Here is a 13,345-nt window from a genome sequence, read left to right on the forward strand (position 1 = left end):
AATTGCCCTATGGGTGCTGCTGAGTGGCCGGAAGTTTCTGCAACCAACGGAATCGCCACAGGTGCGATCGAACCGGAGCAATTACTCGATTTAGCCCAGCGGGCCGGTGCCGAAGCCGCTGAAGTTTATCAATCTCAGTCCCTATCGCGGCCGGTTTCCTTTGAAGCAAACCGCCTAAAGCAAATTGAAAGCGCCCAGGCCGCGGGCACGGCCCTGCGGCTTTGGAAAAATGGTCGGCCCGGCCTGGCGGTGGCCTATGGGCCCGTGGATGCCCAGGCCTTGGTGGAACGGGCGATCGCCCTCAGTGCGCTGAACGACCCGGAAGAAATTGAACTGGCTGACAGCGCCGCCGCCGACCACTACCCAGACTTAGGCCAGGCGATCGCCGTGGAACAGTTAATTGAGTGGGGCAAAAGCGCGATCGCCCATATTCGCGATCGCCATCCCGATGTGCTCTGTTCTGCGGAGTGGGAAGCGGATGTGGAAACCACTCGATTGGTGAACTCCCGCGGCCTCGACTGTGGCTACAGCGACACCACCTTGGGCTGTTACCTGTCCGCCGAGTGGGTGCGTGGCGATGACTTTTTATATGTGGCCGATGGGCAAACCCAGCGCGATCGACTCGACCCGATCGCGATCGCCCAACAGGTTGTGCAGCGGCTTGATTGGTCTCGGCAAAACGCCGCCACCCTCACCGGCCGGTTGCCCGTCCTGTTCACGGCCAAAGCCGCCGACATGCTTTGGGGAACGATCCAAGCCGCCCTCAATGGCAAGCAAGCCCTCGAAGGAGCCTCGCCTTGGGGTGGGCAAACGGGCAAGTTGGAAGGCAGCCGCCTGGGCGATCGGGTCTTGGATGGGGGAGTAACCCTGTCTCAGCAGCCCGACGAGGGGCCCTACAGTTGCCCCTTTGATGACGAAGGCACGGCCACCCGGGCCATTGATTTTGTGAAAGACGGGGTGCTGCAAAGTTTTTACGCCGATCGCAAAACCGGCCGCCGCCTAGGCATTGGCACCACCGGCAACGGTTTCCGGCCCGGCTTGGGCAGCTATCCAGCTCCCGGCCTGTTCAACATGGTGATTACCCCCGGCCAAGACAGTTTGGATCAACTGATTGCCAATTTGCCCTCGGGCCTGATCATTGACCAAATGTTGGGCGGCGGTGCAGGCATTTCCGGCGACTTTTCCGTAAATATTGACCTGGGCTTTTGGGTGGAGCAGGGGCAAATTGTCGGCCGAGTCAAGGACACCATGGTGGCGGGCAATGTCTATGCAGCCTTGAAGCAGGTGGTGGCGCTGGGGGGAGATGCAGAGTGGAACGGCTCTTGCTATACACCCTCGATCGTGGTGGATGGCCTGTCGATTACGGGGCGATCGGGCGATTAGGCCATCCAGGCAGCATTCCGGCCCAGCGATCGATCGGCTAGGTAGCCGGGTAGATTTGGCCGCGCATTTCGCCATAGAACGAATGCTCGGCTGTGTGGACGTTGAAATACAGCGCTCCCTTACGGGCCAAATAGTCGATGCCCGCCACCGTCACCACCTGGCCGGGTAAACCCAGTTCGATCGGACAACCCTCGGGCAGGGTAATCGGCAAGTTACTGGGTAGGGTCGGTGAGCTGGTGGCACTCGGCGCGGTGATGGTTGGCAATGTTGCGAGGGCGGTCGTGGGCCAGGCAGGCGCAGCGGGCGCGGCAGGCGCGGCTGGTTCGTGGCTACCATGATCAACGCCGTTGTGCAGCAAGCGATTCCCGCTGGGCGGAGCGGCCGGAGCTGGGGGGGCGGTCGGAGCTGGGGGGGCTGGGGGCGCGCTGGTGGGCAAACTGGGCGCACTGGGCAGGGTGGGGGCGCTGGGCAAACTGGGCGCACTGGGTGCGGTTGGGGCAGCGGGCGCGCTGGTGGTGGGCATAGTCGGCGTGATTGACACTCCATCCACCACGATCGGCGAGCCTTTGACAAAGGTGATGTTTTCGTTGGTGATCGTGGCCTTGAATTTGCCATCCACGATCGTCTTGGTGAAGTCGCCATATTCACCCAAATCCACCACGATCGGTCCCAAAATTCCCGGCGTGCCGCAGTGAATATGGAAGGCGGTGATCTTGGCAGGATCTAGCCCTGACATTTGCACATCCACATTGGCAAAACTGAAGTTTTTCGCAAAGTCCAATCGGCCATAGGCCCGAGCATTCGATTCAAAAAAACCGCCTGGTTCTTGGCGCGGACTGACAAAGGCTTCGTAGGTGAAAAAGGTCTGTTCCCCAAAAGGATCGGGTTTTAAACTGTCGGTGCCTTGAATGAAATTGCCAGCGGTTAGATCCGTGGGTTTTAGATTGTCAACTAGGGCGATTTGTTGACCCGTGCTCGCCAGGGCGATCGCCACTTGACCATTGGCTGTAGCAGTCAGGCTGAGGTCGCTAAACACCACGGATTTCGGTAGTTGAAAAAAGTCAATTCCCTTTTGGAAGTCAGTGACGCGATCGACACCTTCTCCGTTCAAAGGACTGCCCAAGAGGAAAATATCGCGACCCGCACCACCGGTCAGGGTATCTTCGCCAAACCCACCGGCCAGCGCATCATCACCCGCATCACCGGACAGCAGATCATTACCCAAATCACCGGTTAAGAGATCCGCCCCTTGGCCGCCGTAGAGCAAATCCTCGCCTTTACCGCCCGAGAGGGTGTCGTTGCCTTGGTTGCCATAGAGGCGATCGTTACCAAGATTGCCGGAGAGAAAATCATTCCCCCCGCCGCCCAGGATCAGATCATCGCCGCCTAAGCCCCAGTAGGTGCGATCGGCGGCATCGTCAGTGACCGAATCATTGCCCTCCAGCAGCAACACCAAATCGCTACCCACGGAACTGCTGAGGATGCGAATTTGGTCGCTGGGCAAGCTGCTAAAGGAAAACGAATCATTGCCCGGCGTGGCCATGGCCACATCCAGGAGTTTGCCAGGATCGATGTCAGAGAGGGTCATAACCGGAGCGGATCGAGACCGCGTGAGGCCGCTGGGCTGGTCTCTACCAATCTCTAAAGGTTGATTGCCTCTGTCATTGGCCGTTTCGGACAATCTGGTTCGCTGGTTTCGGCCATGACCCGTTGCACCTTTCGGCAATGGGGCCCGTCACCGATCGTTACAAAGATCGCTACGAAGATCGCTACGAATGGGTGGGCGGCATCCGCACCAGCAGTTCACTCCCGAGGACTGATTACCGGACAAACCGGACAAAACGCGCGATCGCCTGATCCGGCCATCTGCCGTCAGGGGCGCGATCGCACGGGATCTGAACTCAAACTCGGCGATCGCTCCAAGGGCCAAGCCAGCTCGCAACAATAGCCGGCTTCCGGCAAATTCATGCGGCGAAATTCCCCTTGCAGGCGATCGGCGAGGCGTTGGGCCTGTTGCGTCCCTTGGCGGATTTTGGATGAGGTCATTCCGGGGCCGTTGTCTTGCACTTTCAGGTGATAGCGATCGCCTTGGCATTCCCCAATCACTAAAATCCGTGTGGCTGCTTGGGCATGTTTACCCACATTGCAAAGGGCTTCTTCGAGCCACAAACAAATATCCCGTTTCAGTTCAAGGGTTAACTGTTCGGGTTCACAGGGGCTAAAGTTTCGTACCTTAACGCGGATGGTTTTGAAGTGGGGTAAGGAGCGCTTGAGGGTCAAACTATAGACTTCATACAGAAGGTAATGAAGGGGGCGATCGAGATCGATTAAGCTGCCTTCACCCAACCGCAACCAATGGTCAGCCATGGTGGGTTCGAGGGGTGCGGATGGACTGGCTGGCTGGTTAAAAGCCCGATCAAAGCAAGCGCGATCGCTGAGGTTTTGACCGATCACCCGAATTTCGGTGTTTAATTCCCCGAGTCGTTGCATCAACTGTGTTGTGGGAATCGCCTCTTGTTGAATCTCACGCATTAAGAGGGTGAGGCTTTGCAATGGCCCGTTATGAATTTGATGAAAGACCTGCTCGATCGCATCTTGGCGAATCGTTTGGCGCTCAATAATTTGATCGTAATAATGAAATCGCTCGGCATAGAGACAACTCACCATGCGTTGCAATTTGCCATAGGAAAAAATCAACATAATTTGGACTGCCATCGCTGGCCCCAAAGAAATTAATAAGTCCAAACCGCGAGCACTGATTAGTTCGCTGGGATGAGTTATTAAATAACCCAGAATCGGGGCAGCGATCGCAACCCATGACACCACTGACCACCGCAGCAGATTGTGTGGCCGCAGGGTAATCAGCATCAACGTGGTTAAGAGAAATAGCGCTGAGGTGATAGGGGGTAAGGTGCCGACCAACGTCACGTTGGGCGAGCCAAAGGCTTCGATCGTGAACACCCAGCTCGGCAGCACCACACAGAAAATACCGCTGATTAGCCCCCAACGAATCACCCGTTGTAGTTGATGGGGTTGGCGAGCAAGATAGACCAACAATCCCAAACAGGAGGTGGATAAAGCTGGTGGAGCAATCAAATTCATCCAATGGGGTTGCACGTCCCAGCGATGCAGAACGGTTGTGATCGCCGCACCGATCGCCGCAGCCGCCAAGGTAGCCATGACAACATGCCGCATGAGCACGCGATCGGGTTCTAAAATCATGATTAATGAATTTTTTGGGTTGAATATTGATATAGCTTAGTTGTAGTCGATTGCGATCTACGAATCCAGTCATCTAGTCAATGAGTCCTGCTTCTCGGGCTCGAATTTGCGTGACCGATCGCATATTTTTACCCGGTTCTGGATAAACCGCTAAGACATCTTGAATTTTTGACCAATAGTGGCGAATCATCCGCTCCGATTTACACATGGTTTCGGCGATCGCCTTGTCCTGTAACCCCTCTTGAAAGGCTAATTGCAACACTTCTAGCCATTCGGGTTTGACCTCTAAATCCGTTTGCAAGTCTTTGGTATGCGTTAAGCCCTGTAATGCCCACTCAATTCGAGTTAGCAACAGGTCAATGCTGGAACCTTTATCAACCAGCGTTAAGCCGCCATGGTGCTGATCCAGATCGGGGAGCAGACGAACCAAGGCTTTTAAATTACTACTTTGAATGGTGAGGTTGAGATCAGGATAGGTCTGCATGAATTGCCGTAGCAAGTTCAAGCCCGTTTCGATCAAAGGGTCATCGCCGGGTTGAGCCGGAATGGACAAATCAGCGATCGCCAAATCGGGCACCGATCGCGCCATCTGTTCCAGGGCAAATTGGGCGGTTTGGGCAGTGTGAATAGTGGCTTCGGGAAAGCGATCGCGCACAATTTCCACTGTGCCTTTTAGCAGCAATACGTGATCATCAATAATCAGAATTTGGGGCGATTTGAAAAGCGATTCCATCGTTTTCATTCACCATAAGTTAGACAAATCACTGAATTAGACAACTTTAGACAACTTTAGACAACTGTTGATTCACTCATCAATCAGTAGGCCATTTTGGCCAAGGTGGTCTTGGCCAAGACCACCAGTGTTTCCAGGGTTGGGGATATGAAGACAACCGTTCCCAGAGTTTGCGCTGTTCACCACGCTGCTAAGACGTGTTGGTTTGAGTTAATTGGGCTAGTGGTTCACTGATACAATGACTGTAGCACAAAGAGGCCACAAGCATGGCAAGAGACAAGGTGTTTCGAGTTCGGCTGACAAAACAAGAGCTAGAAAAGCTGGAACGAAACGCACAAGAGCAAGGAATCTCAAGCGCGGAGTTGATTCGGGACTACATCAAAAGGTTGCCGAATTTGCTCGACTCAGGGACATCGAGTCCCGTCATCTTGTGTGGGGAGTCCATGCATCCCGGCGCTGACCCTACGGGTACAGCGCGGAACTTATAGCTCCCCGAACCCTTCACTAGTTAGCTATTGAGCCGATCGAGGGCGAGATTCAGCTTCAGCACATTCACCCCCGGCTCGCCAAACAGGTTCAGGAAGGGGCGATCGGTAGCTTGGTCAATCAGGCTCCGCAGTTGGTCGGGGGGGACTTGGCGGGCGCGGGCCACCCGATCGAGCTGGGCGATCGCGCTGGCGGGGCTGATATGCGGATCCAAACCAGAACCGGAACTGTAGAGCAAGTCGCCTGTGGGTTCGATGCCGGCCTGTTGGAGGCGCTGTTTTTCGGTGGCGATTCGTTCTGCGAGGGCCGGGTTGGTGGGAGCCAGGTTGCTTGCGCCAGAAATGCCGGTTTTGGCCACCTGGGGATCGGTGCTGTAGGCGATCGCGCTGGGGCGGGGCCAAAAGTAGCGATCGCTCGTGAAGGGCTGACCAATCAGGGCTGACCCGACCACCTGGCCTTGATCGGTCGTGATCAGGCTGCCATTGGCCTGGAACGGCAGGGCCGCCCCCGCCAGCAACAGAATCACCGGGTAAATCACCGCCGTCAACAACCACAGGGCCGCCGACAATCGCAGCGATCGCCCCATTTCGCGTAGGAAGTCCATGATCTAAAACCGCTCCGGTTGAAAAATCGCCACGAACAGATAAATCGACAGGGCAATGGTGGCCAGTCCCAACAGGGCGATCGCCCCCAGTTGGCCATTGTTGAGGGGGGCTTGGCCCGTGGCGGCCGTGGCCGGGGCGATCGCGGCGAGGGCGGCGAGCCAAGCCAGGCCCCAGCGCAGGCTCCACCGCACCCAAGGCGTGAGGCGGCGATCAGGCGATCGGTTCGGTGCTGGATGGTGCAACAGGGTTTTCATCGACATTAGGCTCCGGCTGGATAACAGCTCAAATGCTTGCGGGCGCTGGGTTTCGTGTGGCTCAACCCAACCGACGGGACTACGGGACAGGCTCAACCGACCATGCGGCCGACCAGCAGATCGATCGCCTTGATCGCGATGAACGGGGCGATCGTGCCGCCCAGGCCGTAAACCAGAATGTTGCGCTGCAAGAGGCGATCGGCCGACAGGGGCCGGAACGCCACCCCCCGCAGGGCCAAGGGCACCAGCGCCGGGATGATTAGGGCGTTGTAGATCAAGGCGGACAGCACCGCTGAGTTGGGACTCGTCAAGCCCATCACGTTCAGGGGCCCCAGCCCGATCGAGGCAAACAGGGCCGGGATAATCGCGAAATACTTGGCCACGTCGTTGGCGATCGAGAAGGTGGTCAAGGCTCCCCGGGTCATCAGCAGTTGCTTCCCGATCGTCACGATGTCGATCAACTTCGTGGGGTCGGAGTCGAGATCGACCATGTTCGCCGCTTCCTTGGCCGCCTGGGTGCCGGAGTTCATGGCTACCCCCACGTTGGCTTGGGCCAGGGCGGGCGCGTCGTTCGTGCCGTCGCCGGTCATGGCCACCAGCTTGCCTTGGGCTTGCTCCCGTTGAATGGCGGCGATTTTGTCTTCGGGCGTGGCTTCCGCGATGAAGTCATCCACCCCCGCTTCCCGGGCAATCACTTCGGCGGTGATCCGGTTGTCGCCCGTGAGCATGACGGTGCGAATTCCCATCCGCCGGAGCTGGTCAAACCGCTCGCGGATGCCGGGTTTGATCATGTCCTTCAAATAGATCACGCCGTAGATTTGGTTGTTTTCGCAAACTGCCAAGGGTGTGCCCCCCAGCCGTGACACCTGCTCGAAGGCCGCATCCAAATCGGCGGGAATCGAGCCACCGCGCGATCGGGCGAATCCCTTAATCGCGTCCACCGCGCCCTTGCGGTATTCCGTGCCATCGGGCAAATCCGTGCCGCTCATCCGGGTGCGGGCGGAAAAGTCTAGGCCCGTGGCCGCTTCGGGGGTGGGATAGGGGCGATCGCTCAGTTTTTCCGCCAGCCGGACGATCGACTTGCCCTCGGGGGTTTGGTCAAACCAACTGGCGGCCCAAGCCACGCGGGCCACGGTGTCGATCGGGTGGCCACCCACGGGAATGAACTGTTCTGCCAGGCGGTTGCCCAGGGTAATCGTGCCGGTTTTGTCCAGCAGCAGGGTGTTGATGTCGCCGCAAGCTTCCACGGCCCGGCCCGAGGTGGCGATCACGTTGAACTGGGCCACCCGATCCATCCCGGCAATCCCGATCGCGCTCAACAGCCCCCCGATCGTGGTGGGGATCAGCGCCACCAACAGGGCAATCAAAATCGCAATGCTGGCGGGACTTTGCACGTAGGCAGCCACGGGCGGCAAAGTGGCGATCGCCAACAAAAACACCTGGGTCAACACCGCCAACAACACCGTCAGGGCGATTTCGTTGGGGGTTTTGCGCCGCTCGGCTCCTTCCACCAGGGCAATCATTCGATCAATAAACCCCTGCCCCGGATCGGCGGTAACGCGAATCGTCAGCTCATCGGACACAATCCGCGTGCCGCCCGTGACGCTGCTGGCCGTGTCCGATCCCGGCTCCTTCAGCACCGGAGCCGACTCGCCGGTAATCGCCGACTCATCCACCGAAGCCACTCCGGCCAATACTTCCCCGTCGGCGGGGATCATGTCTCCGGCAATCACCCGCACCCGATCGCCCCGTTGCAACCGAGATGCAGATATGTCTTCTTCGCTGCCATCGGGCAACAACCGCCGGGCGATCGTGTCCGCCTTGGTGGCACGCAGGGCATCGGCTTGGGCCTTGCCGCGACCTTCGGCGATCGCCTCGGCCAAGTTGGCAAACCAAACCGTCGCCAACAAAATCAGGGAGATCGCCCCGTTCACAGCCCGGGCATTCGGATCGGCCACGGGGCCAAACAAATCCGGGGAGATCGTCACCAGCAGCGTCACCACCGTGCCCAACCAGACCACGAACATCACCGGGTTATGCACTGCCTGACGCGGACCCAGCTTCCAAAAGGCCTGCTGGACGGCGCGGCCATATAACCCTTGGTGACTGACTTTGGGCGTGTGGCGACGTTGCGATCGGGGGCCGCCCGGAGTGCGCCGCATCTTATTCGCAAGACTGTTCATAAACAGACGGTTCCTAACAAAAGTGCTGAATGGATTAACGGCTCCACCACGATCCCTGACATTCCCGGTGGTTGTGGGGGCGGGGTCTCCCCGCCCAACTCGGGTCAGGGTTGGGAGACCCAACCCCTACGGCGACGGGATTGGTGACATTCCCTAACGCAGGGCGAATCCTTCGGCGATCGGCCCCAGGGCCAACACCGGGAAAAAGGTCAACAAGCCCAAAATCAAAATCGTTACGCCCGTCACCGCCGTAAATAGAAACGTGTCCGTGCGGAGCGTGCCCAAGGTGGCCGGAGCCGGTTGTTTTTGGGCCATGCCGTCGGCGAGTAACAACAGCGCCGCGATCGGGAGGTAGCGCCCCGCCAAAATGCTGACCGTTGCCGATAAGTTCCACCACAGGGTCCCGTCACCCAAGCCCTCAAAGCCCGAGCCATTGTTGGCCGCCGCCGAGGCGTATTCATAAATCACCTGGGAAACGCCGTGGAAGCCAGGGTTCGAAATGCCCGCCAATTGCTCCGGAACGGCCAGGGCGATCGCCCCCGGAATCAACACAAACACCGGGTGAACTAGCAAGATGGCACTAGCCAAAATGATTTCCCGCTTTTCGATTTTGCGGCCTAGGAATTCCGGCGTGCGACCCACCATCAACCCGGTTAAAAACACCGTCAAAATCAGGAACACATACAGATAGGCCGTGCCCGTTCCTTGGCCACCCCAAACCATTTGCAAAAACAACCCCAGCAAGGTGGCCAAACCACTCCCCGGCATCAGGGAATCATGCATTCCATTCACAGCGCCGCACATGGTGGCCGTGGTGGTCACTGCCCACAGGGCCGTTTGGGCCCAACCAAAGCGCTGTTCTTTGCCTTCCAAGTTGGGGCCAGGAGCCAGGGTCGGGTTGCCTTGCCATTCCGCGATCGCACTGAGGGCAATTAAGCCCACAAAAATGCTGCCCACCAAGCCAAATAACCACCAAGCTTGTCGCCGATTTTGGCTGATTTCCCCATAGGTAAAAATCAAACTCGTGGGAATTAGCAACATCGCCACAATTTCTAAACTGTTGGTGAAATTGTTGGGATTTTCAAAGGGGTGAGCAGAGTTAATGGCAAAAAATCCGCCGCCGTTTTCCCCCAGTTGCTTAATCGCTTCAAAGTGGGCCACGGGGCCACGGGCGATCGCCTGGGTTGCCCCTTCCAACGTGCTCGCCATCGCTGGCCCGGCCAGGGTTTCGGGCACACCATTTAGCAACAACAGCAGGGCGATCGGGATCGACAGGGGCAACAACACCCGCGTGATCGATCGGGTCAAATCCCGATAGAAATTGCCCAGGGGTTGCCCGCTCAGGCCGCGAATGAAGGCGATCCCCACCGCCAGCCCCGTGGCCGCCGAGAAGAACATCAAATAGCCCAGAATTCCCACTTGGGAACCGTAGGTGATCGCCGTTTCGCCCGAGTAATGTTGCTGGTCGGTGTTGGTTAAGAATGAGGCGATCGTATGCACCGCCAAGTCCCAACTGGGCGCACCCAACCCGGTCGGATTCAGGGGCAAGCGGTCTTGCAACCAAAACCCACCAAACCCCACCAGAGCGATCGCCAAGTTACTCGCCAACACCGCCCGCAGGTATTGCCCGCCGGTCATCGGCTCATCGGTGCGGTGGCGAATTTGCCGGTATAGCCAGCGTTCGGGCAGCCAGTCCGGCCCTTGGAATGCCCGCGCCATGTAGCGCCCTAAAAACGGGGCGATCGCCCCCACGATCAATAACGTCAGGACAATTTGCAACCAGCCCGATAGCATAAAGACCCGATCGCTCGATCGGACGAAAGACCAGACCCCCATTCACCCAATCACGGGCACTAGGGAATCCTCTCAATCGTCGGGCGATCGCCCCAAATCCGCCATCTATCGATCGGTCTAAACATCCGGCCTAGGCGATCGCTGATCTATACCAACCGTTTAGAACTTGCCTTGGTCTATTCGCTTGCCAATCGCCAATCAGCCGTCCAGACAAGGGGCTTAGAACATGTTCTCAAGGTGAGTGAGTAGAAGTCAGGCTAGCCCAAGATTGACCGATCCTACTTAAGAAGTCACGAATTGATCTGCGAACACACTCTAACCAACTTAATGAAGAGCTGCGCTCAGAAATAGGAGTGATAGTCGCTCTTTTATGCAAGCTCAAGCTGTGAAGAATTGGCATGATAGAGAGTAAGAAGACAGCGGTTTTACTTTGCTTTACTACTGGTCTTCTCTATAGTTCCAAACGCGTCGGGGGTTCAAATCCAGATGAATAAACCCCATATTGGCACCGCAGCCAAATCCCCCCTGCCATTTGCCAGTGTCGTACCATTCCCGCTCAAACCGTGCTTGTAAGTCCCAAACGGAGCCTTGTGCTGGACGGACATCAACCGCAAAACCATACGGATGATTCGCACCAGTACCGCCAACTTCTCGCTCTACCTCATTCGGGCGATACCAAGAATTGACGAGTAAGGCTGATCCCCACCAATCGCGAACCTTATCCAACTCCCGAGCAATGTTAACCACGTTTTGACGATGAGTTGAGTCGGTAGGAATGCGACGGGACTGACATAAAGTTACTTCCCCAACGTTGAAATAACGACTAACGGGAGATGACCAATCATGCCAATTGATGTCAGCAACCTCTGGAAGCGTGAAGGCATGTGATGGCTGCGAACATTGAGTCCAAGATAATTTCCAATGTTCTAGGAAGATGTACCACTTTCCAGCTCCGTACCCCAATTCAACCAGAGCATAGCCTCCTGATTCGCTCTCCAGGCTGAATTCTTGGAACTGCTCAATGGGATAGGTTTTGCCCTTAGGGACAAAAGCCCTGCCTGTGTCATCCAATTCACTGGCTTCTTTGCTGCAATCCTTTTTCAACCAAGTATCTGACGTGGCCTGAATATTCTTGCTGGTTGGCGGGATTGTTTTATCTGGAGTGACAACAACCGCTTGATTGTTGAGAAATTCCTTGACTCCTGCACAAATCTTCTCAACGACTTGACCATGCCCTCCATCCCTTAACCATGTAGCGTCAGCATTATTGTCAATGAAGCAGCTTTCAAACAAAATTGTTGGCATTGTGCATTGATGAATGCAAGACCAAACTCGCCGATGCCAATCTTGTTCAAAAGGTTGACCAGCATAGAGAGAATTCCGCGCAGGCAGGGGTAAAGTTTTGAAATGTTTATTCATGATCTGAATAAACTGCTCAAATTTAGGATCATGGTTGACATAAAATAGCCACCAACCCCTTGCACTTCCATTGGCAGCATTGTGATGCAGACATAAGCACACATCTGCATGACTGTCGTTAGCACGTTGCTGCATTGTGCTGAGAGCAGCTTTTTCTTCCTGTTCTCGACAGAGAATGACTTCATAATTCCCCGTGGCTTCCAAAGCAGACTTAATGTCAATTGCTTCTTGCCAGTTATAGTCCTTCTCGTACAATTTCAATGCGTTGTTGACAGCACCAGAATCCCCACCACCATGACCTGGCATGATGGCGACTTTAAATTTTCGAGGTGGCAAGCCTGAATTCAGTAAACTCTGAGCCTCCGGAAATACACTTTTAACCTTGTTGACGTAACTTGAATCTTCGGCATAGCCCCTATCTTTGAGGTGCTGCAAGTATCCATCCGGATCGTCGTGATAGGCTTCCCACCCTTGATAGGGAGAGTTAGGGCGATCAATAAATCGCCAGTAGCCCATGACGGCATGTTCCGCAGTTTGCCAATGACACCAATCGCACCCCTGTGGCTCTGTGGCTGTTTTCAGCCATATTTTTTTCGTGATTTTTTCTGCATAGTTCCCATCAATATTTTCTCGCCATTTCAGTCCTCCAGGATTGCCTGCTGTTTGAAATAATTGGCTAGTTCCTCGACCTGATTCAACAATGGCTTGGGCCAATTGAACAAGTTTCAATTTACGATATCGAGTCGGAATTTGCTCGGTAGTAGTGATGGCACTAACATAATCAGACCAAGAAAAAGACATTGCTTTTACCTCACCAACAGAGTCAGCTTCAAAATCAAAGTTGAACTAGGACAAGAATGTTGTTTTTCAAGTAAATGAGAATAAATATTTATATATAATTTTGATTTTTAAATTCAAATTCTGATTGCCTTGCTTTGTGTGCTTCAATTCAATTCTATGAAATTGATCCGAAAATTGACAAGCAAGTATTTGATGTATTTACTAATCTTTATTCAATACGTTTATTAATCTTTGCATTCAAGCTCTGAGAATTGATTAAAGATTTTAAAGATTGCACTCATGAAGTACCAACATTAAGCCAAGTATGCCTGTCATTCTCTAAGCTGGTCTGTTGATTACTCTTAGAGCTGATTTATAAATCAATTATTAAGCATCTAGAGCAGCCAATCTTCTCACCATCAAATGCATTAAGCAGCCATAGATCATCCCTTCACTCGTCTCCGAATACAACTCATAGTCCTTGCT

11 protein-coding genes are annotated in these 13,345 nt (G+C 55.2%); 3 read left to right on the top strand and 8 right to left on the bottom strand.

Translation table 11 applies throughout. The annotated features are described in order from the left end of the window. The first annotated feature begins 9 nt into the window (after nucleotides 1–9). Complete coding sequence (locus tag VPK24_RS11090; RefSeq protein WP_393013246.1) at nucleotides 10–1,383, top strand: TldD/PmbA family protein; 1,374 nt, start codon at nucleotides 10–12, stop codon at nucleotides 1,381–1,383. A 37-nt stretch (nucleotides 1,384–1,420) separates the two neighbouring features. Here VPK24_RS11090 and VPK24_RS11095 read toward each other — a convergent pair whose 3' ends face one another. Beyond that, the gene (locus tag VPK24_RS11095; protein ID WP_393013220.1) at nucleotides 1,421–2,971 is read right to left on the bottom strand and encodes a M10 family metallopeptidase C-terminal domain-containing protein; all 1,551 of its coding nucleotides are present in this window, start codon (nucleotides 2,969–2,971) and stop codon (nucleotides 1,421–1,423) included. 137 nt (nucleotides 2,972–3,108) lie between these two features. On the opposite strand from VPK24_RS11095, the gene VPK24_RS11100 reads away from it, so the two are divergent. Further along, nucleotides 3,109–3,240, top strand: a complete 132-nt coding sequence (locus VPK24_RS11100; protein WP_393013223.1) for a hypothetical protein — start codon at nucleotides 3,109–3,111, stop codon at nucleotides 3,238–3,240. A 15-nt stretch (nucleotides 3,241–3,255) separates the two neighbouring features. Here VPK24_RS11100 and VPK24_RS11105 read toward each other — a convergent pair whose 3' ends face one another. Both VPK24_RS11105 and VPK24_RS11110 read right to left on the bottom strand, forming a co-directional pair. Next, nucleotides 3,256–4,605 (bottom strand): hypothetical protein, encoded by a 1,350-nt coding sequence (locus tag VPK24_RS11105; protein WP_393013226.1) that lies wholly within the window; start codon nucleotides 4,603–4,605, stop codon nucleotides 3,256–3,258. A 73-nt stretch (nucleotides 4,606–4,678) separates the two neighbouring features. Further along, a complete protein-coding gene (locus VPK24_RS11110) occupies nucleotides 4,679–5,338 on the bottom strand; it encodes a DNA-binding response regulator (protein ID WP_393013229.1) in 660 nt (219 codons plus the stop codon). Between the two features lie 266 nt (nucleotides 5,339–5,604). Between VPK24_RS11110 and VPK24_RS11115 the strand changes: the two genes are divergently transcribed. Further along, nucleotides 5,605–5,826: a plasmid mobilization protein gene (locus tag VPK24_RS11115; RefSeq protein WP_393013232.1), complete on the top strand. Its 222-nt coding sequence runs from the start codon at nucleotides 5,605–5,607 to the stop codon at nucleotides 5,824–5,826. 20 nt (nucleotides 5,827–5,846) lie between these two features. On the opposite strand, the gene kdpC is transcribed toward VPK24_RS11115, so the two are convergent. The 5 genes from kdpC to VPK24_RS11140 form a co-directional block, all read right to left on the bottom strand. Further along, on the bottom strand, nucleotides 5,847–6,428 hold the full coding sequence (gene kdpC, locus VPK24_RS11120) for a K(+)-transporting ATPase subunit C (RefSeq protein WP_393013234.1): 582 nt from the start codon (nucleotides 6,426–6,428) through the stop codon (nucleotides 5,847–5,849). A 3-nt stretch (nucleotides 6,429–6,431) separates the two neighbouring features. Continuing rightward, nucleotides 6,432–6,683, bottom strand: a complete 252-nt coding sequence (kdpF, locus tag VPK24_RS11125) for a K(+)-transporting ATPase subunit F (RefSeq protein ID WP_393013237.1) — start codon at nucleotides 6,681–6,683, stop codon at nucleotides 6,432–6,434. Nucleotides 6,684–6,775: 92 nt separating this feature from the next. Beyond that, entirely contained in the window at nucleotides 6,776–8,866 is a 2,091-nt protein-coding gene (gene kdpB / locus VPK24_RS11130) for a potassium-transporting ATPase subunit KdpB (protein WP_393013240.1), read from the bottom strand. Between the two features lie 153 nt (nucleotides 8,867–9,019). Beyond that, complete coding sequence (kdpA, locus tag VPK24_RS11135) at nucleotides 9,020–10,660, bottom strand: potassium-transporting ATPase subunit KdpA (RefSeq protein ID WP_393013249.1); 1,641 nt, start codon at nucleotides 10,658–10,660, stop codon at nucleotides 9,020–9,022. 438 nt (nucleotides 10,661–11,098) lie between these two features. Further along, nucleotides 11,099–12,880 (bottom strand): N-acetylmuramoyl-L-alanine amidase, encoded by a 1,782-nt coding sequence (locus VPK24_RS11140; RefSeq protein WP_393013243.1) that lies wholly within the window; start codon nucleotides 12,878–12,880, stop codon nucleotides 11,099–11,101. Nucleotides 12,881–13,345: the final 465 nt, after the last annotated feature.

This window comes from Limnothrix redekei LRLZ20PSL1 (genome assembly GCF_043235035.1).
Lineage (GTDB): Bacteria > Cyanobacteriota > Cyanobacteriia > CACIAM-69d > CACIAM-69d > CACIAM-69d.